Source organism: Novosphingobium album (ex Hu et al. 2023) (genome assembly GCF_022832385.1).
GTDB lineage: Bacteria > Pseudomonadota > Alphaproteobacteria > Sphingomonadales > Sphingomonadaceae > Novosphingobium > Novosphingobium album.
The window spans coordinates 39,800-64,085 of the sequence record NZ_JALHLE010000013.1 but is presented as its reverse complement, the minus strand read 5'-3'; the positions used below and the strand labels follow the sequence as shown (position 1 = coordinate 64,085).

Below are 24,286 nucleotides of genomic sequence, written 5' to 3'. Positions count from 1 at the left end.
CTACTTCGCGCCAACGGTAAACAGTTGTTCGCGCAGTTCCTCTGCCGACGGCAGGCCGAGTTCGGAAAGGTCGGCGATACCTGCGATGGCGTCTTCGCCAAAGCAGTTCGCGAGCTCGATCACCTTTGCCTTCACATGCTTGCCGGTGGCGAGTGAATAGAACGCGCGGACAGTTGGCAGCGCCGGTTCGGATGGGTCCTGATCGATGACCATGGCAATCCGGTCGGAGCGGAGGCGGACGAACGAGCCCACCGGATAGACGCCGAGCGCTTCCTGGAAGCGGGCGAGGATTTCGCCGTCGAAGGCGGCGCTCTGCCCCATCATCACGTGCATGGCTTCGGCAGGATCCATGGCCGTTCCGGTGGCGGCGCCCGAAACCAGAAGGTCGTAGCGGTCGCAGATTGCGGCCATGCGCGAAATCAGGTCGATTTCGCGGCCGGCGAGGGCTTGCGGGAACCCCGCGCCGTCCATCTGCTCGTGATGGCGGGCGACCGCCTGCAGGACTTCATCCGGTACGCCCTCGGCAGCGGCCAGCAGGTCGCGTCCGACATAGCAGTGGCGGTGCCACAAGTCCTCGTCGATATCCCCGAGGCCACCTGTCAGCGCTGTAGGGTCGATCTCGAGACGGCTCATCCCGACGTCCAGCAGAAGTCCGGCCATGCCAGCGGTGTGCGTCTGTTGCGCGGACAGTCCCAGCTGGCGGGCAAGCGATACCATCAGCGCGCTGACCGACAGCATGTGCTGGTAGATCGTTTCGATTTCGGACTTGCAGCGCATCAGTCCGGAAAAGGCGTAAGGGTTGCGCTCGATCGAGGCGTAGATGTCCTCGACGACCGGCGTGACTTCGGCCACGCGCGGCGCGTTGCCGAGGCGGGCTTCGATGAACACCTTGGAAATGACCTTGCGGGCCTGGCCGGCGACCCGGCGGGCGTTGCCGAACTCGCGCGCTACCCCCACCTTGGCGATGCGGGGAACCGGCGCGCGGATCGGTGTGGGCGCCGCAGCTTGCGGGGCGGGGCTGGACATGCGCAGATTGCGCGCCTTCAGCGCCGAATGGAGCACCGGGCCGCGTGCGGCAGGAGCTTCGTCCTGCCGCGGCAGGTCGGCTCCGCGATCGGTATCAATCACCACGCCATCAAGTGCGCTCTGGCGGACGGCTTCAAGCCGGTCTTCATCCTCGATGAGGAACCGCGCTTTCCAGAACGGGTGGTTCAGCCAGCTTCCCTGAAAGCTGTGAACGAACATGCCCATTTCGACCTGAGACGTGGAAATCTGTTTGAGTGCCATGCGACCGCCAAGGTTTTGTCAGATCTCGGGCGATACGGGCTGGCTGCTAAATGGAGTCGGTACGGCTTTGGAAAACAGCGTGTTAACGAATCGTACAACTACATAAGTGGCCTGTGAATTTGATGCATGGACAACCCTGCGTCCGGTTTGCCACAACCGCAGGCGGTAGAACGGAAAATCGGAGGAGAGAACCCTTGATCAGTGCCATCGGTCTTGCAGGAGCCCTGATCCTGCTGATCTGGATGACCGTCAGGGGCGTCAATATCCTGTTGGCCGGGCCGATTGCGGCGGCCGTTGTTGCTCTTACCAGCGGCATCGCTTGGCTGCCGCCGCTCGCGGCCGAGGGCGGGCCCGATTTCGCGACGGCCTATATGAAGGGCTTCACCGGCTTCTTCGGTGACTGGTTCCTGATGTTCCTGCTCGGTGCCATCTTCGGCGAAGTCATGGGCGCGAGCGGTGCGGCGGCGAGCGTGGCGCAGTGGGTAGTGCGCAAGATCGGCATCCGCCATGCCGTGCTGGCCGTGGTCGCGGCCTGCGCGGTGCTCACCTATGGAGGCGTTTCGGTCTTCATCGTCGGCTTCGCGGTCTATCCGCTTGCGGTGCACCTGTTTCGCGAGGCGGACCTGCCGCGCCGGTTCATTCCGGGCGCGCTGTGCTTCGGCTCGGTGACTTTCACGATGACCAGTGCGGGCTCGCCCGAGATCCAGAACCTGATCCCGATGCAGTATCTGGGGACCGACGCCTACGCCGGCTGGCAGGTCAGTCTGGTGGTCGCAGTGCTGATGGCGGGGCTGGGCTATTTCCTGCTCGACCGCATGGTGAAGCGCGCGGTGGCCCGGGGCGAGCGATTCGAGGGGCGACCCAATGACGATATCCGCGATGGTAACCGGCATTTGCCGCATCCGCTGCTGTGCCTGCTTCCGCTGGCTGCAGTGCTCGCGGTGTTCATGCTGTTCCAGTACCCGCAGGCGATAGGGTTTCTTTCGGCGCTGCTGCCCGCGCAGTCGCTGGGCAAATGGGCGCTGGTGATGGCACTGGGAGCGGGCACAGCTATTGCCGTGCTGATCGGCCTTCGCTCGCGAGGGACAATGCCCGCCGCCTTCTCGCGTGGAGCGACGGGCGCCGTGGTAGCGATCACCAATACCTGTGCCGTGGTTGGATTTGGTGCGGTGGCTTCGCTGTCCCCTGCTTTCCACATGGCGCTCGATGCCGTCCAGCACATCCCCGGTGATCCGCTGATCGGCGCTGCCGTGGCGGTGACCGTGATTGCGGGCCTGACCGGGTCGGCATCGGGTGGTCAGAGTATCGCCCTGCCGCTGCTGGCGCCGGTCTATCTGCATATGGGCGCTAACCCGGCGGACTTGCACCGCACAGTGGCCATTGCCTCGGGCGCGCTCGATAGTCTTCCGCACAATGGATACGTCGTCACCACGATCCGCGCGATCTGCGGTGAGACTCACCACGACGCCTACCCCGCCGTAGGCGTGCTCACCGTGCTTGTGCCGCTTCTTGGTCTGGCTGTGGCTATAGGTCTGTTTTCCTTGGCTTGAGCGCGGCTGGGCGCGATCAATTTGCGGTAACGGCTATAGTGTTCCAGCCATTGTGAATTGGTCTTGCCGGTTAAAGGCGCTATGGGCGATCGTATACCACAGCCGGGATTACGCATGCACAAAGACCAGTCGATCGTCGCCAGTCAGAGGGTGGCTGATATCCTCGCCGAGAGGATTCTCGCAGGCGATCTCGCGCCGGGCGCGCGCATCAAGCAGGACGAACTGGCGGAAGAACTCGAAACCAGCCGTATCCCCGTGCGTGACGCGCTGCGCATGCTGGAAGCGCGCGGTCTGGTGACCATGCGCGCCAATGCCGGCGCGCGCGTTGCCAGCCTGACGCGACGCGATCTGGAAGTATCCTACGAGATTCGTGAACGCATCGAACCGCTGTTGCTGGCCGACAGTGTCCCCAATCTCACCGACGAGGACATTGCCGATCTGCGAGCGGTGATGGAGCGCAACGAAGGCGTGACCGATGTCGATGAAGCAATTGCGCTTGGCCGCGAGTTTCACTGGATCAGCTATCGCCGCCACAACACGCCCTTGCTCGCGCAGATCGTCGAACGGGTGTGGGACACCACGCAGAGCTACCGCCGCGCCTACATGAAGCTGGCCATGGGCTTGGGCACTGGTGATGGCGGCCGCACCCACGATATTGAACACCGTTTGCTGTTCGATGCGATTGCCAAACGCGAGGTGGAAACCGCGCAGGCGGCGCTGGTCATGCATATCCGGCGGACTCGCACGGGTCTTGTCCGCCATGGCCACTTGCTGAGCGAGGCTCCTGAAGGCACGGGGCCGAAGCGGCGCGCGGCCGCGAAGTAACCCAATTGAGGGCTCCTGTCCTGTATACATTTTTGGCTTGATGGTGGCTGGAGAGAGCGGCTAGGCGCGGAACGTCTTTCGTATCTGCCGGAACAGGATCTTGCCATGATTGCTCTCGAACAGGCCCGCACGCTCATAGCCGCTACCCGTGCCAAGGGGCGCGAGATGGGGCTCAATCCGCTGACTGTCGTCGTGCTCGATGCCGGCGGCCATCTTGTCGCGATGGAGCGTGAGGATGGCTCGGGTTATGGCCGTCCGGACATCGCGGGGGGCAAGGCGGCCGGGGCACTGGCCATGGGAATGTCGAGCCGCAAGCTTGGCGACATGGCTGCCGACCGCCCGCAGTTCATGGCGGCGCTCTCGGCGGCATGGAACGGAAAGCTGATCCCGGCGGCGGGCGGCGTGCTGATTCGCGACGCCGCCGGAACGCTGCTCGGCGCCGTGGGTGTCAGCGGAGACCTGTCCGACAAGGACGAGGAAGCAGCGTTCGCCGGGATCGCGGCGGCCGGGTTCGTCGCGGGCTAAACGCCCGCCGGAAAGATCTCGCGGCCCGGCACCGGCATTTCCACGCGGTAGACGGTGCCCGTGCTCGATTCGGTGAAGTAGAGCCAGCGGTTGTCCGGCCCGCCATAGGCGGCGTTGGTCGTGTAGCGGCCCTCGGGCACGTCGATCCGCAGCATCGGCTCACCCCGGTCTGAGAACAGCCAGACGGCGCCGAAGCCGACATGGCAGACGACAAGATTGTCGTTGGCGTCGATCGTCAGGCCATCCGGCCCCGAGCCGCCTGACATCTGGATATAAGTGCCGACCTTGCTGATCACCTCGGCCCCTTCATCTCCATTGGCATTGACGAGCGGGCAGCGCCACACCGCGTTGGCGCGCGTGACGGCGAGGTAGAGCGCGGTCTCGGCCTTGTTGAGCACGAGGCCATTGGGGCTGGGGATCTTGTCCAGCATCAGTTCCAGCCGTCCGGTCCCGGCGCGCACGCGGAACAGGCGGCCGTTAGGGTTGTGCCAGCCGGATTGCCCCTGATCGGTGAACCAGATGTCGCCATTCTTCGCGATGGTGAGGTCGTTGCAGCCCAGGAACGGTTCGAGCAGGTAGCGGTCGAACCACGGCTCGCTCTTGCCGGTAGCAGGGTCGCAGATAACCATGCCCTTGTGGTGGTCCGCGACCAGCAGACGACCGTCGGCCAGGAATTTCATGCCGTTGGGCTGGCCATCGTATTCGAAGCCGACCTCGCACGTGCCGTCGGGTGCAATCCTGAACAGGCGGCCCCAGGGAATGTCCGTCACCCACAGGTTGCCTTCGGCATCGAACACCGGGCCTTCGAGGAACACCGGTGCGGCGGCGCCATGAAGCTGGACCTGCGCCCATTCGGTCGTCTCGCCGAAGCGGCGGAATTTGTCGGGGATGCGGCAGAAGACTTCGGCCATGACGGCGGGCGGGGCGGCGAACATCATTCTCTCCTCAGGCCGATCGCCCGGACGGCAAGCGCCCGGATCGGATACATGTTTGTGCGGGAAAGCCCTATTATGAGTTGACCACGGCGAAAAGACCTTTCACGGAGAAAAGCGAAAGACATCGCCTGATCGTATACAAAATGGCGCCAATGGGGAGTTAGGCCGGTGAGTTCGCGTGAACTCGTATGCATCATCGATCCGATCCATTCCGCCGGTGTCGAGCGCATCGCCGCCGGGCATGACGTGATTGCCGGGGAGGGCTGGCGGGACGATCCGCGCCTTGCCGAAACCAGTGTGATCGTCATCCGCACCAGCCCGCTCGGGCCGGACATTTTCGGCGCTATGCCGCGCCTCAAGGCCATCGTGAAGCACGGCGCCGGGGTCGATAACATCGCCATTCCCGCCGCCACGGCGCAGGGCGTGATGGTGGCCAACACGCCGGGCGGCAACAATTCCACCGCAGTGGCAGAAGGTGCCGTCTCGATGATGCTGGCGCTGCTTCGGCGTTCGCGCGACATGGATGCTCTGGTCCGCGAGAACCGCTGGGACGAGCGCTGGGGCATCCGGCTTGGCGATCTGACTGGTACGAAAGTGGGCCTGATCGGCTTCGGCCGTATTGCCCGCGTGGTCGCCCGGATCTGCGGTGCGGGGTTCGGGGCGGAAGTCGCGGCCTATGATCCGATGGTGCCGGACGAGGACATCCGGGCGGCGTGCGCCGAGCCTACGGACCTTGCTGGTGTGCTCGCGCGCGACGTGATTTCGATCCATACCCCGCTGACCGAGGGTACGCGCAACCTGATCGACACTGTCGAACTCGGCATGATGCGGCCGCACGCGATCCTCGTGAACTGTTCGCGCGGCGGCATTATCAACGAGGCGGCGCTGGCCGAGGCGCTGCGCAGCGGACAGATCGCCGGCGCCGGGATCGACGTGTTCGACGCCGAGCCGCCGCCCTCCAATCATCCGCTGTTCGGCCTGCCCAACTGCCTGCTCTCGCCCCACGTCGCCGGGGTGACCGAGGCGGGCATGAAGGACATGGCACTCAACGTTGCGGCGGTAATCGAAGCCGTCAGCCGGGGCGAACGCCCTGCTACCCTGCTCAATCCGGAGGTCTTTTCATGACTCCCCCTGTGAAGTCCGTCGTCTACAGCCGCATTCCCCGTTCCGACCCGGCGCTGATCGCGCGTGCCGCGAAGTTCGGCATTGCTGACCTGCATGAAGGGCTGGGTGAAATCGCCGGGCGTATGTGCCTGATGAGCCCGTCGATGGTGCCGATCGCGCCGGGCCAGAAAGTCTGCGGGCCCGCCGTGACCGCGTGGAACTTCCCCGGAGACAACCTCGCCATCCATGCCGCGCTTTACACCGCGCAGGCGGGCGACGTGCTGGTGCTGACCAATGGCGGCGGCCATCAGGGTGCGCTGTGGGGCGATGTCGCCTGCACCTTTGCGAAGAAGAAGGGCCTCGTCGGCACCGTCGTCCATGGCGCCACGCGCGATGTCGATGCGATCCGCGCGCTGGGTTACCCGGTCTGGTCCACCGCCGTCTCGGTTGAGCACCCCAAGAAGCGCGGCCCTGCCGCCGTTAACGTACCGGTGGTGATTGACAACGTGCTGGTGGAACCGGGCGACGTGATCGTGGGCGACAGCGATGGTGTGCTGGTGATCCCGCAGGCCCTGCTGGAAATGGCCGTCACCAATGCAGAGACTCGCGCGGCCAAGGAAGTCGAATTCCGCCGCCGCATCGAGGAAGGCGAGGTCCTGTTCGACGTGCTCGGCATGCGCGCCGTGATTGAGGACCTCGGCATCGAGATCAAGGACTGCACCTGGGAGGAGGACCGCTAATGTCCATGCAGCGGACCGGGGCTGCCCGCTGCGAGCAGTCCCGGTTCGTTACTCCCGCTGCGCCTCTGCCGCTTGGGCGGCGGCTTGTTCTGCTGCGGCCTTTTCCTCAGCAGCTTTCGCTGCTTGTGCGGCCGCGATCTGCGACGGGCTCTGGGCATAGACGCCGATCGTGGCGACAGGCGCGGGTTCGGGCGTGAGATCGCTGCCGTCATTCTCGTCCGCTTCGCTTTGCGGTGGTGCGATGACGCGCGCTTCGATGCCGGCATCCGAAAGCAGCTTGGTAAGGCTGCCCACATAGGCGGGGTCTGCGCCGGAGATCGTCACTTTGCTGATTCCCCAGCGGGCCAGCGCCCATAGTGCCAGATCGGTGCGAATGGCATTGGGCGGCGGCGGGGCGACGGCTTCGCCTTCGGCCGGTGTGGCCCTGGCAAGGAGCACGGTCAGGTTGGGCTGGGGAGGTGGCACGATCCGCACGGTCCAACCGGTTATGCCCTTGCTGGCCTGGCTTTCGACGATGCGGTAGTCGTTCAGCGTCCAGCCGGGCGCGGGCACGGGATCGACATAGACCATGCGCTGGGCCCGGTCGCTCCAGAGCGAGCGGGTTGGCAGGCCCACGGCTTCGCGAATCGTCTTGAACGGGGGGACATCAGCGGCGATGCCGGCCGTGGTCCGTTCCATGGCGGCGTCCACCATCGCGCGGGTCTGGGCCTGCACGTCGGCGGCGAGCACCTGCTGCAGATTGATGGTGACCTCTTCGCCGAGGCTTTGCCGGAGCAGCGCTTCGGCCTGCTTGGCTGCGTTGGTCGTGTAGCTGGGGGCAATGACAAGCGCATCGACCGTGGGCAGGCTGAACATCCCGGTCTTGACGTCGAGCTGCGCGATGGTGACGCCTTGCTTGCCGCAGGCTTCCGCGATCGCGCTGCGCGCGGCGATGCGGATGCGGGCTTCGTTCGAGAGCTTCATCAGCGTCATCGACAGTGGTGTCGCCAGCGCGAGAAACGCAGCGATCAGGATCGCCACGTAGCGCGGTGTCCATTCCACTTTGCCGAGCGGGCGGGCGGCGCCGGACAGGCGCGCCACCAGCGCAAAGGCGAAGGTGATCGCGGCAAGGTTGGTAAGGAACAGCAGCAGCGCGCCCATCGCGAACATCGGCTGGAACACGCCGATGCCGTATCCGATCACCGTGAGCGGCGGCATCAGGGCGGTGGCGATGGCCACGCCAATGGCGGTGCCGCCTTTGCCGATGACGGTCGAATAGCCGCCGGCAAGGCCTGAGAACAGCGCAATGGCAAGGTCCAGCAGGTTGGGCTCGGTGCGGGCGAGAATTTCCGGCGTGGCGTTGCGGATCGGCGAGAGCCAGGTGAGCAGCATGCCGGTAGCGATGCCGATCAATGCGCCAATCGCGACGACCTTCACCGCGTCGCGGATGCGGTGGCCGTCGAGCGAGGCGAAGCCGAATCCCATGGCGGCGATCGGGCTCATCAGTGGCGAGACGAGCATCGCGCCGATGACCACCGCAGTGGAGGACTGCAGCAGGCCGAGCATGGCGATCCCGGCGGCGAGCGCACACATCAGGATATAGCCATTGGTCAGTTGCCCGTCCCTGCGCACCGTCTGGCGCAGGTCATACGCCTGATCCGGCGTCAGCTCGGGAAGCAGGACGGCGTGGGCGAAGCGAATGCGCATGAGGTGGAAAAGGGCCTGGGCGCGGCGGACCCAGATCGGGCGGCGGTGCCACATCGCATCGATCTTGGCCGCAAGATTGGCGGGGGGCGGTGGTACTGCATCGCCGGCTGCGTCGGGCTCCGCGCCGGGATCGGGGGAGGGGGGCGCATCGCTCACGCGTTCAACTCCAGTTCCGGTGCAAACTTGTCCTTCATGCGGCGGATCAGCCAGCCGATCGAGCCGCCCTGAACCACCACGGCGAAGATCACCACGATATAAGTCGCCACCAGCAGCTCGGTGCGGATGTCGGATGCGGGCAGGGCAAGGGCCAGCGCGACGGAGATGCCGCCGCGCAATCCACCCCAGACCAGCGTCGGAATGGCCATCGGTCCCATGTTGATGATCCGTGTCATCGCCACCAGCGGAACCCCGACCGAGATCATGCGCGCGGCCAGCACGATCAGGATCGCGCCTGCGCCTGCCGCGATGTAGCCAGGCTTGAATTCCAGCGCGATCACTTCAAGGCCGATCAGCAGGAACAGCACGGCGTTCAGGATTTCGTCGATCAGCGCCCAGAACTTGATGACATGATCGCGCGTCACGTCGCTCATGGCGTGGGCGATCCCGGCATTGCCGATGATGAGGCCGGCAACCGCCATGGCAACCGGGCCGCTGACGTGCAGGCCCATGGCCAGACTGTACCCGCCCATCACCACGGCAAGGCTGATCATGACCTCGATGATGTATTCGTCGATCGATTTCATGGCTACATAGCCGATCCAGCCCACCGCCAGACCCAGCGCGGCGCCGCCCAGCGCCTCCTGCAGGAAGTGGCTGACGGCGAAAGACCAGCTGAAGGTCTCTGTACCGGTGGCGATGGCAATCAGGATGGTGAAGACGACGACACCGATGCCGTCGTTGAACAGGCTCTCGCCCGCGACCGTCGCCTGCAGCGTATCGGGCATCGCTGCCCGCTTCATCACCGCCATCACCGAGACCGGATCGGTCGGGCTGATAAGGGCGCCGAACACGAGGCACCAGATCAGCGGAATCTCGACTCCGAGCGCGCGGGTCAGGAATTGAAAGGCGAAGCCGACGATCGCGGTGGAAAGCAGAACGCCCACCGTGCTGAAGACCAGGATTGGCCAGCGCCCCTTGCGCATGTCGGCCCAGTTCACGTGCATGGCGCCGGCGAAAAGCAGGAACGAGAGCATCCCTTCCATCAGCGTCGTCGAGAAATCGACGTCGGCGAGAAACCCGCCCAGTTGCTCTGCCAGCGTGCTGGAGGGCACCAGCCGGTCGTAGGCCACCACCATGAGCGAGGCGAGCGTGCCCATCACGGTCAGGCCGACTGTCGATGGCAACCCGAGCACACGGTGGTTGAGATAGCCGAGACCGGCGGCAAGCACGATGAGGATGGCGGCCGCGTCGAACGCTGTCAGGTCATGCATGAGCCGATGCTTAGCGGCACCGGTTCCGATTTCCTAGCTTTCTCGGGAAGTGTCAGGATCTAACTCCAGGGAAGCGCCTCGGCGCGGGCTTCCAGCAGCGGTCCGATCGCCGCATCGGCGAGGATCGTGCAGTAGTATTCGTTGACGCTGACGATCCGTCCTTCGCGCAGGGTGAAGACCATGCAGTACTGGTTGCAATAGGGCGTGCCATTGGCCAGCACGGCATTGCCTTCGAATTCCACCACCACGCGGTCGTTCTCCGACGTCACAGAGTGGATTACGGGATTCATGCCCTCGGGCATCAGTTCGCGGAAGGCGCCGATGGTCCCGACAATGGTGCCATAGCGGCGTTCGCCCGAGAGCTTGCCGAAGCCCTTGGCGATCGTGACCGCTTCCGGATCGAGGCAGCGCGCCGCGGCTTCCGTGTCGCCCTTGTCCATGGCCGTGATGAAGGCCAGCGCGACGTCCTTGTTGCTTTCAGTCATCGATTTCTCTCCCTTATTTTATTTCCTAGCAAATCGTGCCAGCCGCTCGGCGTGGTCGGGCGCGAAGCCGGGGTAGTGCTCGAACTCCCAGGCGAGCCCGGCCTCGAGGCTCATCCCCTCGGTGGCGGCCAGCAGTTTCTTGGTCTCGAAATTGGTGTGCCAGGAATTGGAAAGAGCCTGCGATGTGAATTCGCCCACGGTGGCGTCGAGCGCATCGTCGTCGGCCAGTATGTCGACAAGGCCAAGATCGCGGGCCTCCACAGCGTCGACAGGCTGCGCGGAGAACATCATGCGCTTCGCCTGGCTCATGCCCACGCGGCGGGGCAGGCGCTGGGTCATGCCCCAGGCGCCGACGAGGCCCCACTTGCCGTGGGTGTCTGCAAATCGCGCCGAGCGCGCGGCAATGATCACGTCGGCCGCCAACGCCAGTTCCAGCCCGCCGGTGAAGCATACGCCGTGGATCGCCGCGATCACCGGCTGTGGCAGGCAGGCGAGGCGGGCGATGACGCCGGGCTTGAAGCGGCTATCGGTAAAACCGGCGTCGATCCCGGTAATGTCGGCTCCGGCACAAAACGCCCGGCCGTTCGCCTTCAGGATGACGCAGCCGGTGCGGTCCGTTTCCTGCTCGAGCGAGGCGCATAGGGCGTCGAGTTCTTCGAATGTCCGGGTGTCGAGCGCGTTGAGCTTGTCCGCGCGGTCCAGCGTCAGCGTGCACAATCCGCCATTGTCCTCTCGCCGGATGCGTGTGCTCATGGCTGTCCTCCTCACCTGTCTTGTCAGGCGTACCCTATCCGGCAGGGCCTGCAAGGCCCGTTGCCGCAAGAAAAACGCCTTCATCCGCCGACGGGTTTTACAGCAGTTTGCCGAAACGCGAGCCTCGAAGACTTGACCGCAGCAGCGAATATTTTTTGCGGCGCAGCACAATCAGTCTTGCCGCGATCCGGGCCTGTGCTAGCCATGGTTCAGAAGATTGGGAAGAGAGCGGGATGTCGCCCCCGCTAAGGCGATAACCGGTGCCGCATGCGGGGCCTGCGACAGGTCATCGGGGCGGTCTGTCAAGGAGTGCTTTCGTGGCTACCGATCCCGTCTCCTCACCGAAGGTCTCTGCTCCGTCCGAATTCGATCAGCATATCGTCCGTGTCCTGCGTCACCGTGTGGGCAAGGATGAACGGGCTGCCAAGCAGCATGACTGGTACACCGCCTCGATCTATGCGCTGCGCGATCAGATCATCGACCGCTGGATCGCCTCCACCCGGCGCACGTACGACGAGGGTGGCAAGCGCGTCTATTACCTCTCGATGGAGTTCCTGATCGGGCGGCTTCTGCGCGATGCGCTGTCCAACATGGGCATGACCCGCGAGATGGAAAAGGCGCTGGCGGCCCATGGGCTGGACCTTGCGGCGATCGAGGAACTGGAGCCGGATGCCGCGCTGGGCAATGGTGGCCTGGGCCGCCTTGCCGCCTGCTTCATGGAAAGCCTCGCGACGCTCGACATTCCGGCCTACGGTTATGGGATCCGCTACGTGAACGGTATGTTCCGCCAGCGCATCGACGATGGCTGGCAGGTGGAACTGCCCGAGACCTGGCTGGCGCACGGCAATCCCTGGGAATTCGAACGCGTCGAAAGCACCTACCGCGTTGGTTTTGGCGGCTCGGTCGAAGCCGAAGGTGATGGGGTGATCTGGAGCCCTGCCGAAGAAGTCGATGCGACCGCGGTCGATACCCCGGTCGTCGGCTGGCGCGGGAAGCGGGTAAACACCTTGCGCCTGTGGACGGCCAGTCCGCTCGACCCCATCCGCCTCGATGCTTTCAATGCCGGCGATCACGTTGGCGCGCTGGAGGAACAGGTGCGGGCGGACAGCCTTGTGCGCGTCCTTTATCCCGCGGATTCCAGCCCTGCCGGGCAGGAACTGCGGCTGCGGCAGGAATATTTCTTCACCGCCGCGTCGATCCAGGACATCGTGCGGCGCCACGTCCAGTACGAAGGTGATATCCGCACGCTGCCGGAAAAGGCTGCGATCCAGCTCAACGACACGCACCCATCGGTCGCGGTGGCCGAACTGATGCGCATGCTGGTGGACGCCCACGGCCTCGAATTCAACGAGGCCTGGGAAATCTGCAAGCAAACGGTCAGCTATACCAACCACACCCTTCTGCCCGAAGCGCTCGAGACCTGGCCGCTGCCGCTGTTCGAACGGCTGCTGCCGCGCCACATGCAGATTATCTATGCGATCAACAGCCGTATCCTTCGCGAAGCGCGCAAGGCCGGTTGCACCGATGAGCAGATCGCCGCGATCTCGCTGATCGACGAGGGTGGGGAGCGCCGCGTGCGCATGGCCAATCTGGCATTCGTGGGCGCTCATTCGGTGAACGGCGTGGCGGCGTTGCACACCGACCTGATGAAAGAGACGGTCTTCGCCGATCTCCATGCGCTCTATCCCACGCGGATCAACAACAAGACCAATGGCGTCACGCCGCGCCGTTGGCTGCAGCAGTGCAATCCGGGCCTGACCAAGGTCATCCGCGATGCAATCGGCGATGCCTTCCTTGACGATGCGGAAAAGCTCACCGATTTAAATGCCTTGGCAGACGATGCCGCGCTGGGTGAACGGGTGCACGAGGTCAAGCGCGCCAACAAGGTGGCACTGGCCGACTACATCAAGAAGACCATGGGCATCCGGCTCGATCCCGACGCCCTGTTCGACGTGCAGATCAAGCGCATCCACGAATACAAGCGGCAGCTTCTCAACCTGATCGAGACCGTGGCGCTCTATGACCAGATCCGCAGCCACCCGGAGCGGGACTGGGTGCCGCGCGTGAAGATTTTCGGCGGCAAGGCGGCGCCGAGCTATCACAATGCCAAGCTCGTCATCAAACTGGCGAACGACATTGCCAGAAGGGTCAACAGCGATCCTTCGGTTGGCGGGCTGCTCAAGGTTGTCTTCGTGCCCAATTACAACGTCAGTTACGCTGAAAGGATCATTCCGGCGGCTGACCTTTCGGAGCAGATCTCGACGGCAGGCATGGAAGCCTCGGGCACCGGCAACATGAAGTTCGCGCTGAACGGAGCGCTGACCATCGGTACGCTCGATGGCGCCAACGTGGAGATCAAGGATCACGTGGGTAACGAGAACATCGTGATCTTCGGCCTGACCGCAGAGGAAGTCGCCCACAAGCGGGCCAGCGGCTACAACCCGCGCGAGATCATCGAAGGCTCGCGTGAACTGGGGCAAGCACTTTCGGCGATCGCGTCCGGTGTGTTCTCGCCCGATGACCGCAATCGCTACGCCGGTCTGATCGGCGGCATCTACGACAACGACTGGTTTATGTGCGCGGCCGATTTTGACAGCTATGCGGCCGCGCAACGTTCGGTCGATGCGCGCTGGGAAGACACCGCCCACTGGCGTGCTGCAGCCATCCGCAATATTGCCAATGTCGGCTGGTTTTCGTCCGACCGTACCATCGGTGAATATGCGAGGGATATCTGGAAGGTCCTGTGAAGCCAGCTGAAAGCGCCATCGAATCCCTGTTGCAAGGCACTCACGCAGATCCGTTTGCGCTTCTCGGCACCTATTCAGGACCTGACGGCACGTTTGCCCGGGCGATCCTGCCGGGTGCAGAGGAAGTGGAGGCGTTCAGCCTCGACGGACGCAGCCTCGGCACGCTTGGAAAGGTCGACGAGCGGTACCTGTTCGAAGGGCATCTGGGCGTCAGACCGCAGCCGATCCGCTACCGCTGTTCCGCGCACGGGCATGACTGGCTGGTGACCGATCCCTATACCTTCGGGCCGGTGCTGGGGCCGGTAGACGACCTGCTGATTGCGCAGGGCACGCATTTTCGCCTGTTCGACAAGCTGGGGGCCCACCTGATCGAGCATGAAGGCTGCGCGGGCGTGCATTTCGCGGTCTGGGCGCCCAATGCACAGCGGGTGAGCGTTGTCGGCGATTTCAACGACTGGGACCCGAAGCGCCATGTCATGCGCAACCGCAGGGACATCGGCGTGTGGGAAATCTTCGTTCCCGACATAGCGGACTACCGGGCCTACAAATATCATATCGTCGGTGCCGACGGGGCGGTGCAGCCGCTCAAGGCCGACCCTTTTGCCTTTATGTCGGAAATCCGCCCCAACAACGCCTCGATGACGGCAGTTCCCGCCAAGTTCGACTGGGGGGACGCGGAGCACCGGGCACACTGGGCCTCGGTCGACTCACGCAAGGTGCCGGTCTCCATTTACGAGGTCCATGCCGGGTCCTGGCAGCGTGATCGCTGGAACTGGTTCCTGCAGTGGGATGAACTGGCTGACCGGCTGATCCCCTATGTGGTCGAAATGGGCTTCACCCACATCGAGTTCCTGCCGATCAGCGAGCATCCCTACGATCCCTCGTGGGGCTACCAGACCACCGGCCTTTATGCCCCGACGGCGCGTTTCGGCGAACCGGCAGGCTTCGCGCGCTTTGTCGATGGCGCGCACCGCGCCGGGATCGGCGTGATCCTCGACTGGGTGCCTGCCCATTTCCCGACGGACGAACACGGTCTGGTTCGTTTCGACGGGACGGCGCTCTACGAGCACGCGGACCCGAAGCTGGGCTACCAGCCGGACTGGAATACTCTGATCTACAATTTCGGACGGCGCGAGGTGTCGAGCTTCCTCGTCAACAATGCGCTGTTCTGGGCCGAACGCTATCACGTCGACGGGTTGCGCGTCGATGCCGTCGCCTCGATGCTCTATCGCGACTATTCGCGCAAGGAAGGGGAATGGATCCCCAACCAGCAGGGCGGGCGCGAGAACTGGGAAGCGGTCGATTTCCTGCGCGCCACCAACCGCGCGGTCTATGGCCAGCATCCGGGCTTTATCACTTTCGCAGAGGAATCCACCGCCTGGCCCGGCGTGACCCGGCCTGCAGATGAACGGGGCGGGCGTTCGGCGCTTGGCTTCGGGTTCAAGTGGAACATGGGCTTCATGCACGACACGCTGCGCTACATGAGTCGTGATCCCGTGCACCGGCGCTATCACCACAACGACATCACCTTCGGGTTGATGTATGCCTTCTCGGAAAACTTCGTGCTGCCGCTCAGTCACGACGAGGTCGTGCATGGCAAGGGCTCGCTGCTTGGCAAGATGAGCGGGGACGACTGGCAGCAGTTCGCGAACCTGCGCGCCTATTTTGCGCTGATGTGGGGATACCCGGGCAAGAAGCTGCTGTTCATGGGGCAGGAGTTCGCCCAGCGCCGCGAATGGAGCGAGGAGCGCGCGCTCGACTGGCATTTGTGCGATGCGCCCGCGCATGAGGGCGTGCGCAACCTGGTGAAGGACCTCAACCGGCTCTACCGCGCCAAGCCCGCGCTCCACGCCGGCGATTGCGAGGCGGACGGCTTCGAATGGCTGGTCGTGGATGATGCTGAAAATTCGGTGTTCGCCTGGTTGCGCAAGGCGCCGGACGCGCCCCCCATCGCGGTGATCGCCAACATGACTCCGGCCCTGAGAACCGGCTACCGTGTGCCCCTGCCGCTGGCGGGCAAATGGAACGAGGTGCTGAACAGCGATTCTCTTCACTACGGTGGTTCGGGCAAGGGCAATATGGGGCAGGTCGCGGCCGGGGACGGGCATGCCACTGTCACTTTGCCGCCATTGGCGACAATCATGCTGGAATACGCAGGCTGACACGCGGCCTGAAAGGAGAAAGAGACGTAAGATGAGGACGCCGACCGGACAGCCGCTCGCCCGCGACGCCATGGCCTATGTTCTGGCCGGGGGGCGAGGGAGCCGCCTCAAGGAGCTGACCGACAACCGCGCCAAGCCGGCGGTCTATTTCGGCGGCATGAGCCGGATCATCGACTTTGCCCTGTCCAACGCGATCAATTCCGGCATCCGCCGCATCGGTGTTGCCACGCAGTACAAGGCGCATAGCCTCATCCGGCACATGAACCGGGCCTGGAACTTCATGCGACCCGAGCGTAACGAAAGTTTCGATATCCTGCCCGCCAGCCAGCGCATTTCCGAAATGCTGTGGTACGAAGGGACCGCCGATGCGGTCTACCAGAACATCGACATCATCGAGGCGCACAGCCCGAAGTACATGGTGATTCTGGCGGGCGATCACATCTACAAGATGGACTACGAACTGATGCTGCAGCAGCACGTCAATTCGGGCGCGGACGTGACTGTGGGCTGCCTCGTCGTGCCGCGCATGGATGCAACGGCGTTCGGCGTGATGCACGTCGACAAGGACGACGTCATTACGTCGTTCCTCGAAAAGCCGGCTGATCCGCCTTGCATTCCCGGCGACCCGGATCACGCGCTGGCTTCCATGGGCATCTATGTGTTCGAGACGAAGTTCCTGTTCGAGGAATTGCGCCGCGATGCTGCGGATCCCCATTCGAAGCGCGATTTTGGTGGCGACATCATCCCGCATATCGTCAGGCACGGAAAGGCGCAGGCGCATCGCTTTACCCATTCGTGCATCCGCGCTGCCGAGGAGATAGAGGAATACTGGCGTGACGTCGGCACGGTGGACGCCTACTTTGAGGCCAACATCGACCTTACCGACACGGTGCCAAAGCTGAACCTGTACGACCGCGACTGGCCGATATGGACTGACACGATCGTCGCTGCGCCGGCCAAGTTCGTGCACGACGAGGAAGGGCGGCGCGGCGAGGCGATCTCATCTCTGATCAGTCAGGACTGCATCGTCTCGGGTGCGCTGGCGCGCCGCTCGTTGCTGTTCACCGGGGTCAAGATGGGCAGCTGGTCCAGTGTGAACGAGGCGGTGGTCCTGCCCTATTGCAACATCGGCCGCCATGCCCGGCTGAGCCGTGTCGTGATCGATTCCGGCGTGCGGATTCCCGAAGGGCTTGTCGTCGGGGAGGATCCGGAACTTGACGGGCGCCGTTTTCGCCGTACCGAAAACGGGGTGTGCCTGATAACCAAGCCGATGATCGACCGGCTGGAGCTGTGATCCCGCGCTGATGCCGCTGAAAGTCCTGTCCGTCGCTTCCGAGGCCGTACCGCTGGTAAAGACCGGTGGGCTGGCTGATGTCGCAGGGGCCTTGCCTGCCGCACTTGCGCCCCACGGCGTGGAAACAACCACACTGCTGCCCGGCTATCCGTCCGTCATGCAGACGCTGAAGCGGGCGAGGGCAGTTCATGTCTGGGATTCGTTGCTGGGCACACCGGCGCGCCTGCTCGCGGGCAAGCTCGATGGAACCCTTCCTTTGCTCGTGCTTGATGCGCCTGTGCTCTATGCGCGCGAAGGGGCTCCCTACACCGATACCACCGGGCGCGACTGGGGCGACAACTGGCGCCGCTTTGCCGCACTGGGCCGTGCGGCGGCGGACATCGCAGGCGGCGCCATGGTCAAACGCGGCAAACCGCAGCGTTTCGATCTTGTCCACGCGCACGACTGGCAGGCGGCGATGACAGCGTCCTATCTGCGCTTCGCCCCTTTCGGCAAGGATGAGCGGGTGCCATCGGTCATGACCATCCACAACATGGCGTTCCAGGGCTGGTTCGGTGCGGAGGTCTTCCCGCAGCTGGGCCTGCCATCGGAGGCCTGGACGATGGACGGCGTGGAATATCACGGCGGGCTAGGCATGCTGAAGGCCGGGCTGGCCTGCGCCGATGCTGTGACAACGGTCAGTCCGACATATGCGCGCGAGATTCGTTCCGCCACGTTCGGCATGGGGCTGGAAGGGTTGATCGTTGCCCGCGGCAATGCCGTTTCGGGCATCCTCAACGGGATCGACACCAGCCTTTGGAACCCGGCGAAAGACCTGGCGCTGGCGGCGTCTTACAACCACCACAGGCTCGAAAAGCGAACAGCCAACAAGCGCGCGCTGGAGACCGAATTCGGTCTCGACGAGGCTGCGGGACCGCTGTTCATCGCCGTCTCGCGCCTGACCTGGCAGAAGGGAATGGACGTGCTGCCCGAAGTGCTCGACCATTTGGCGGGCATCGGAGGCCGGCTGGCGCTGCTCGGGTCGGGCGATGCGCAGATCGAGCAGCAATTGCTGAAGGGCGCGGCGCGGCATCCCGGCCGCATCGGCATCCGTATCGGTTATGACGAGGACCTTTCCCACCGGATGCTGGGCGGTGGCGATGCCATCCTCGTACCCTCGCGCTTCGAGCCTTGCGGGCTGACGCAGCTTTATGGGCTGGCTTATGGCTGTCTGCCTGTGGTGGCCCGCACCGGAGGGCTGGCCGACACGGTGATCGACGCGAATCCGGCAGCGCTGGCTGCCGGCTGCGCGACCGGAGTTCAGTTCGACGGCGTCAACTACGACAGCCTGGCCGCGGCGCTTACGCGCACCGTCGACCTGTTCCATGAGACCGGGACCTGGGAGCACATCCAGAAGAACGCCATGACATGCGATTTCTCCTGGGCTCGCAGTGGCAAGGCCTACGCGGACCTTTATGGATCGCTGATTGCATGAGGGAACTGGGTGCCGTTGTTGGCGCGCATGCCACGCGTTTTGCCGTGCGCGCGCCGCAGGCCGATGCCGTGTGGCTGTGCCTTTTCTCTGATGGCGTGGAGACGCGCCATGTCATGCAGCGGGCCGGTCCCGAGTGGGAAATCGAATTGCCGGGCAATCTTGCCGGAACCCGCTACGGCTACCGGGCTTCGGGTGAATGGTCGCCGACGCGCAAGCACTGGTTCGATCCTGCGAAGCTTCTGGTTGATCCCTATGCGGTCGAGCTCGACCGGCGTTTCACGCAGAATCCGCGGCTCGGTATCTATGGCCAGGACACTGCCGATATCGTGCCGCGCGCGATCGTACCCGCACCGTCTCTGCCATTGCCCAAGGAACAGCCGTGCTTTGCCCGCGGCGGGCTGGTTTATGAACTCAACGTGCGCGGCTTCACCATCCGGCATCCGGAGGTGCCAGAGCATGTGCGCGGCACCGTTGCCGCACTGGCACATCCCGCAGTTCTCGCGCATTTGAAGAAGCTCAGCGTCAATGCCGTCGAACTGATGCCGATTATCGCATGGATCGATGAGCGCCACTTGCCGCCGCTAGGTCTCGTCAATGCCTGGGGCTACAATCCGGTGGCGATGATGGCACTCGATCCCGGCCTGTGCCCGGGCGGCGTCAGGGAACTGCGTGAAACGGTTGCTGCGCTTCATGCTGAGGGGATCGGCGTGCTGCTGGACGTGGTCTTCAACCACTCGGGCGAAAGCGATACCGGTGGCGGGGTGCTGTCGTTGCGCGGGCTCGACAACTCGGCCTATGCCCATGCGCCCGATGGCACGCTGATCAACGATACCGGTTGCGGCAACACGCTTGATTTCGCCAATCCGGCAGTGCGCCGTCTGGCGCTCGATACCATGCGTCATTTCGTGGCCCATTGCGGGATCGACGGGTTCCGCTTCGATCTGGCACCGGTCATGGCGCGCGGGCCCGGCTTCGATCCGGCCGCGCCCATCTTCGCCGAGATCGAGGCCGATCCGCTGCTGGCGGACCGGGTGCTGATTGCTGAGCCCTGGGACATCGGTCCGGGCGGCTATCACCTCGGCAATTTCCCGTTGCACTGGCTTGAGTGGAACGACCGGTTCCGAGACGATGTGCGGCGTTTCTGGAAAGGCGAGGAAGGCATTGGCACACTGGCGACCCGGCTGGCCGGGTCCTCCGACGTGTTCGGCCCGCATCAGCCCCATTCGGACTGCCGCTCGGTCAATTTCATCGCGGCCCACGATGGTTTCACGTTGGCCGACGTCGTTTCCTATGAGCATCGCCACAACGAGGCGAACGGGGAGAACAACCGCGACGGTCACGGCGAGAACTACAGCTGGAACAACGGTGTGGAGGGAGCCACGAGCGATCCCCATGTCAGAGCCGAACGCAAGGCGGACTTGAAGGCGCTGATCGGCACGCTGTTCGCTTCGACCGGAACGATCATGCTGACGGCCGGTGACGAGTTCGGCCGCAGCCAGCAGGGCAACAACAATGCCTATTGCCAGGACAATCCGATCGGTTGGGTCGACTGGACCGCGCGCGACACGGAACTTGAGGACTACGTTGCCGGACTTTCCGCAAAACGGCACGGGCGTATGCGGTCCTTTGCCCGTTTTCCGGACAAGGTGCGCTGGCTGACGGCGAGCGGGCATCTGATGACCATTGCCGACTGGGAGCACATGAACGGCCATTCCTTCATCTACGACGCCGAGCCGGAGGAAGGGACGGGCGAAGGCGAACTGCGCGTCGAAATATGCCGCGCGCGACATCTGGTGGACATCGACTTTACGGCCTGAGCTGCGGCCTCAGCCAGAAAATGCCTGCAGGCTGAAGATGCGCAACCGCGTGGCAACGCTCAGCACAGCCACTGCGAGAAGCGCGGCGAAGGCCAGCCCCAGAGTCAATGTTTCCACCGGGCGAAGCTGCATTGCCGCGATGCCCAGCCGGTAGACGCCGAGCAGTATCAGGCCGTAAATCACGCAAAGAGCCACGGCGCCTGCGAAATTGCGCAAGGCGCTGCCGATGCGGATGTGTCCGCGCCAGTGCAGCAGGCCGAACGCCCAGCCAGTGGTGCCCAGCACGACGGCCGCCTGCGTCCAGGCCAGTGCCTCGAGCCCGAACGGGGAGGCTGCGAAGATCGCGGCGACGGCGATCACGGTCGAAACGAGATCGAACATCATTACCCAGGCGGTCTTGCCCAGTGCGGCAAAGACCGGCTCGATCAGCATCTGTCCCACGCTCGCCGCGCCGCGCAGAGCCATGGCATAGGTGACGGTCAGTGCGGCAAGATAGCTGGGTCGGAAGAACAGCGTGACGGCGTCGTGTGCGAATACGATGATTACCGCGCCGGTCAGACCACTCAGCATCGTGATCGTGCCGGAAAACTGTGCCAGTGGCATTGCAAAGTCCCGGTCGCGCCGCGCAGCCACGCCGAACTGGGTGGCGGCGAAAGTGGTCATCGGCTGGTTGAACACGTCGGTTGCCCCGGTCGCGACGCGGTTGCCAAAGCGGTAGAGGCCGACCGCCGCCGGGGAATGGAGCATTCCCAGCAGCAGGTCCGCTGCATAGCGCGCGAGAAAGCCGAGGAATCGCGATCCGTAAAGTGCGCCGGAAAAGGCCGTGGCCCTGCGCGCAAGGTCCCGCCGGAACAGGCGTTGTGGCTGGTCGCGCCCAAGCAGGGCATGGAGCACCGTGCCGGTCAGCACCCGCACGTAGCGGAAGGCGACCAGCGCGAAGATCGAATGCCAAAACCACAGCAGCGCGGCTCCTCCGATCAGGGCAACGATGTTCTGCACGAACATCACGATGAAGTTGCGCATGATCTCGCCGCGCCGGAGGAGCGCGGCAGAAGACCATGCTCCGATGCTCGCCAGCGGCTGGATCAGGGCAAGCAGGAGGAGCAGAGTGCCCAGCGAAGGGGCCTTAAACATCCATTCCAGAGGAAACGCAGCCAGTGCCAGCACAAGCGAGGCGAGCGAGGCAAGGCCGATGATCAGCCAGAAGCAGGTGGACAGCACGGCGCCGTCCTCTTCCCTGGACGTCAGGATGAACTGATAGAAACCGGTGTAGGTCATCGTCTGCACCAGCACGATGAACACAATGCCGAGGCTGTAGACGCCGTACTGCGAAGGTGGCAGGAAACGCGCGGCCAGCAGGGTGATGACCAGCGTCGATACCTGCTGCAACGAGCGCGCCGTGAAGGCAAACAGCGCTTTTCCTCCATGTTTGCCGGCTGAACGCAGCCGCTGCCTTGCCGGGACCATACTCGTCGTCGTCATAGGCAGGGCCTCGTCAAATGGAGTCACAGAGTCCCGGGTGCAGCGACCGGGTCGCCGCCACGGGCTCTGGCGGGCCGGGCATTTTTACCATCCCCTGACTTCTGCAGAATCCGAATTGCCGCCGGGATGGAGTCAATTGCGCGCGCGTGCCCGCACCGGACGGATATCGTTGCGGCCATGCTGCAGACCTTGCGTGAATCCGGGAAGAACACGGCCGGCTGGCTGATCAGCCGATCACGGCCGGGATACCGTTACCGCAATTGCCTGTTCCTTCTCGCGCACATGCGGTGCGGTTCCACGGCGCTTTCCAATATCCTGTGTTCGCGGTCGGACGTCAGCGGATATGGGGAGGCGCATATCCGCTACGACGGGCAGGGTACGCTGGGACGCCTGGCTCTCAACCAGATGCGCCGCGGTGGATGGAAGCCGCAGGCGGGTGCCCTGTTCGACAAAATTCTCCACTCCCGGTACGATAGCAGGGTGCCGTGCGAATTCTTCGAGGCGCGTGCGATCTTCGTTGTGCGCCGGCCCACCGATGCCATCCGGTCGATCGTCAATCTCTACACCAGGCTGGGCCGGGTAGAATATCGTACGCAGGAAGAGGCTGCCGGCTACTACGTCGAGCGGCTCGCGGCGCTGGAGGCCCTGTGGCATCGTTTTCCCGCCCGGCGCCGGTCCGGCCTGACGCATGAGGCGCTGCTGTGCGATCCCGATGGGACACTGGCGGCGATTTCCCGGCGGATCGGGATCAATCCGCCGCTTGAAAACCATTACGTCAGTCTGGCGGCCTCGCGCCACGGTGGCGGCGGCGATCCCCTGCAGAGCGGACGGCATTCACGGATCGAGTCTGCCTTGTCGCGCGCTGCCGGTGGTGACGGACCGTTGTCCGGCGTCTCCGCAAGCCTGATCAGTGAGGCGTACGATCGTTTTCAGAGGCTGAGCACCCTGTTCGACGATGACTGCGCAGGGTGATGAAGCCGCCGTGCGCCATCACATGCAACGGCTCCTTCCATTCTCGACCGTTTCCGGCATTCAAATTCCATGTTGCGCTGCAGAAAGGATGTCTCCGAAGTTGCGTGATTTGATGGCCGATAATTATAATTTCAGAAAATAATATATGTGTTATCACATAAATAAATTGTCATAGTATTATCTAAAAAATCCCAAATATATTATACCGTATTGAATGAAATTCCAGTTGTTGGTGCGAAATGTGGAATGATACCCATTTCTGGAAGGGTGATATTTCATCCATATCTGGCTTCAGGGAGGCTCATGTGGGCATGAATATTGGTCGGGGGTCTTCTTTTCCGGGTTCATTTGCGCGGCAGACCGACTGGAACAGTCATGCTCCACGCCCGGTATCTTTATGGGAAAGCAGGGCGTGGCGGGGGTTCGACATCGTGCTGGCAACGGCGATCCTGATCGCCGTTCTCCCCTTCCTGATACTGGTGGCAGTGTTGTTATTTCTCAGCGATCCGGGACCGGTATTCTTTGCCCATCGCCGGATCGGTTATCGCGGACGCTATTTTCATTGTCTCAAGTTTCGGACGATGAAAGTGGATGGAGACGCGATCCTGCGCGCTCATCTGGAAACGGATGAGGAAGCATGCCGCGAATGGGAAACGGCGCGCAAACTCAGGACAGACCCACGTGTGACGCCCGTTGGAGCCGTGATGCGCAAGCTCAGCCTTGACGAGCTCCCTCAACTCATCAACGTCTTGATGGGGGACATGAGCCTCGTTGGTCCCCGCCCGATCGTCGACGACGAAGTGGTGCATTACGGCCGTCATTTCGAGCATTATTGTCTGGTCAGGCCGGGGCTCACCGGTCTGTGGCAGACCAGCGGACGCAGCAACACATCCTACCAGCTGCGTGTCGCGATGGATGTGTCCTATATCGCCCGCAAAAGCCTCGCGTTCGACGCCTGGCTGTTATGCAAGACCGTCCCGGCAGTCGTGTTTGCCCGCGGTTCTTACTAGGGATACGG

At 63.6% G+C, this 24,286-nt stretch carries 19 protein-coding genes; 12 read left to right on the top strand and 7 right to left on the bottom strand.

The annotated features are described in order from the left end of the window. Window positions 1–1,287 carry an HD-GYP domain-containing protein gene (locus tag MTR64_RS10320; RefSeq protein WP_243993488.1) on the bottom strand — a complete coding sequence of 429 codons (1,287 nt, stop codon included), beginning with the start codon at window positions 1,285–1,287 and terminating at the stop codon, window positions 1–3. A 194-nt stretch (window positions 1,288–1,481) separates the two neighbouring features. On the opposite strand from MTR64_RS10320, the gene MTR64_RS10315 reads away from it, so the two are divergent. The 3 genes from MTR64_RS10315 to MTR64_RS10305 all read left to right on the top strand — a co-directional run bounded on the left by MTR64_RS10315 (window position 1,482) and on the right by MTR64_RS10305 (window position 4,187). Then, complete coding sequence (locus MTR64_RS10315; protein WP_243993487.1) at window positions 1,482–2,837, top strand: GntP family permease; 1,356 nt, start codon at window positions 1,482–1,484, stop codon at window positions 2,835–2,837. A 114-nt stretch (window positions 2,838–2,951) separates the two neighbouring features. Further along, entirely contained in the window at window positions 2,952–3,662 is a 711-nt protein-coding gene (locus tag MTR64_RS10310; protein ID WP_243993486.1) for a GntR family transcriptional regulator, read from the top strand. 105 nt (window positions 3,663–3,767) lie between these two features. Continuing rightward, entirely contained in the window at window positions 3,768–4,187 is a 420-nt protein-coding gene (locus MTR64_RS10305; protein WP_243993485.1) for a GlcG/HbpS family heme-binding protein, read from the top strand. On the opposite strand, the gene MTR64_RS10300 is transcribed toward MTR64_RS10305, so the two are convergent. After that, the gene (locus tag MTR64_RS10300) at window positions 4,184–5,125 is read right to left on the bottom strand and encodes an SMP-30/gluconolactonase/LRE family protein (RefSeq protein WP_243993483.1); all 942 of its coding nucleotides are present in this window, start codon (window positions 5,123–5,125) and stop codon (window positions 4,184–4,186) included. The genes MTR64_RS10305 and MTR64_RS10300 overlap by 4 nt on opposite strands. 165 nt (window positions 5,126–5,290) lie before the next feature. Between MTR64_RS10300 and MTR64_RS10295 the strand changes: the two genes are divergently transcribed. Beyond that, entirely contained in the window at window positions 5,291–6,247 is a 957-nt protein-coding gene (locus tag MTR64_RS10295) for a hydroxyacid dehydrogenase (protein WP_243993481.1), read from the top strand. Then, complete coding sequence (locus MTR64_RS10290) at window positions 6,244–6,966, top strand: 4-carboxy-4-hydroxy-2-oxoadipate aldolase/oxaloacetate decarboxylase (protein WP_243993479.1); 723 nt, start codon at window positions 6,244–6,246, stop codon at window positions 6,964–6,966. The genes MTR64_RS10295 and MTR64_RS10290 overlap by 4 nt, the downstream gene beginning before the upstream one ends. A gap of 48 nt (window positions 6,967–7,014) precedes the next feature. Here the strand turns inward: MTR64_RS10290 and MTR64_RS10285 are convergent, their stop codons facing one another. The 4 genes from MTR64_RS10285 to MTR64_RS10270 are packed head-to-tail and all read right to left on the bottom strand — an operon-like array spanning window position 7,015 to window position 11,320. Beyond that, window positions 7,015–8,808: a DUF389 domain-containing protein gene (locus MTR64_RS10285; protein ID WP_243993477.1), complete on the bottom strand. Its 1,794-nt coding sequence runs from the start codon at window positions 8,806–8,808 to the stop codon at window positions 7,015–7,017. After that, the gene (locus MTR64_RS10280; RefSeq protein ID WP_243993475.1) at window positions 8,805–10,082 is read right to left on the bottom strand and encodes a cation:proton antiporter; all 1,278 of its coding nucleotides are present in this window, start codon (window positions 10,080–10,082) and stop codon (window positions 8,805–8,807) included. Before MTR64_RS10280 ends, MTR64_RS10285 begins: the two co-directional genes overlap by 4 nt. Before the next feature lie 59 nt (window positions 10,083–10,141). Then, window positions 10,142–10,567 (bottom strand): nuclear transport factor 2 family protein, encoded by a 426-nt coding sequence (locus MTR64_RS10275; protein ID WP_243993473.1) that lies wholly within the window; start codon window positions 10,565–10,567, stop codon window positions 10,142–10,144. Between the two features lie 18 nt (window positions 10,568–10,585). Beyond that, window positions 10,586–11,320 (bottom strand): enoyl-CoA hydratase/isomerase family protein, encoded by a 735-nt coding sequence (locus MTR64_RS10270; RefSeq protein WP_243993471.1) that lies wholly within the window; start codon window positions 11,318–11,320, stop codon window positions 10,586–10,588. A 317-nt stretch (window positions 11,321–11,637) separates the two neighbouring features. On the opposite strand from MTR64_RS10270, the gene MTR64_RS10265 reads away from it, so the two are divergent. Genes MTR64_RS10265 through glgX form a run of 5 tightly spaced genes read left to right on the top strand, consistent with a single transcriptional unit; the run spans window position 11,638 to window position 20,814 of the window. Continuing rightward, window positions 11,638–14,067, top strand: coding sequence for a glycogen/starch/alpha-glucan phosphorylase (locus MTR64_RS10265; protein ID WP_243993469.1), 2,430 nt, complete (start codon window positions 11,638–11,640; stop codon window positions 14,065–14,067). Next, window positions 14,064–16,229 (top strand): 1,4-alpha-glucan branching protein GlgB, encoded by a 2,166-nt coding sequence (gene glgB / locus MTR64_RS10260; protein WP_243993468.1) that lies wholly within the window; start codon window positions 14,064–14,066, stop codon window positions 16,227–16,229. The genes MTR64_RS10265 and glgB overlap by 4 nt, the downstream gene beginning before the upstream one ends. A 31-nt stretch (window positions 16,230–16,260) precedes the next feature. Continuing rightward, window positions 16,261–17,523 (top strand): glucose-1-phosphate adenylyltransferase, encoded by a 1,263-nt coding sequence (gene glgC / locus MTR64_RS10255; protein ID WP_243993466.1) that lies wholly within the window; start codon window positions 16,261–16,263, stop codon window positions 17,521–17,523. Window positions 17,524–17,533: 10 nt separating this feature from the next. After that, window positions 17,534–18,997, top strand: a complete 1,464-nt coding sequence (gene glgA, locus MTR64_RS10250; protein WP_243993463.1) for a glycogen synthase GlgA — start codon at window positions 17,534–17,536, stop codon at window positions 18,995–18,997. Further along, window positions 18,994–20,814 carry a glycogen debranching protein GlgX gene (gene glgX / locus MTR64_RS10245; protein ID WP_243993461.1) on the top strand — a complete coding sequence of 607 codons (1,821 nt, stop codon included), beginning with the start codon at window positions 18,994–18,996 and terminating at the stop codon, window positions 20,812–20,814. Before glgA ends, glgX begins: the two co-directional genes overlap by 4 nt. A 9-nt stretch (window positions 20,815–20,823) precedes the next feature. Here the strand turns inward: glgX and MTR64_RS10240 are convergent, their stop codons facing one another. Beyond that, window positions 20,824–22,296 carry an oligosaccharide flippase family protein gene (locus MTR64_RS10240; RefSeq protein WP_243993459.1) on the bottom strand — a complete coding sequence of 491 codons (1,473 nt, stop codon included), beginning with the start codon at window positions 22,294–22,296 and terminating at the stop codon, window positions 20,824–20,826. A 126-nt stretch (window positions 22,297–22,422) separates the two neighbouring features. On the opposite strand from MTR64_RS10240, the gene MTR64_RS10235 reads away from it, so the two are divergent. Both MTR64_RS10235 and MTR64_RS10230 read left to right on the top strand, forming a co-directional pair. Beyond that, window positions 22,423–23,268 (top strand): sulfotransferase family protein, encoded by an 846-nt coding sequence (locus tag MTR64_RS10235; protein WP_243993457.1) that lies wholly within the window; start codon window positions 22,423–22,425, stop codon window positions 23,266–23,268. A gap of 239 nt (window positions 23,269–23,507) precedes the next feature. After that, window positions 23,508–24,278: a sugar transferase gene (locus MTR64_RS10230; RefSeq protein ID WP_243993455.1), complete on the top strand. Its 771-nt coding sequence runs from the start codon at window positions 23,508–23,510 to the stop codon at window positions 24,276–24,278. Window positions 24,279–24,286 lie beyond the last annotated feature (8 nt).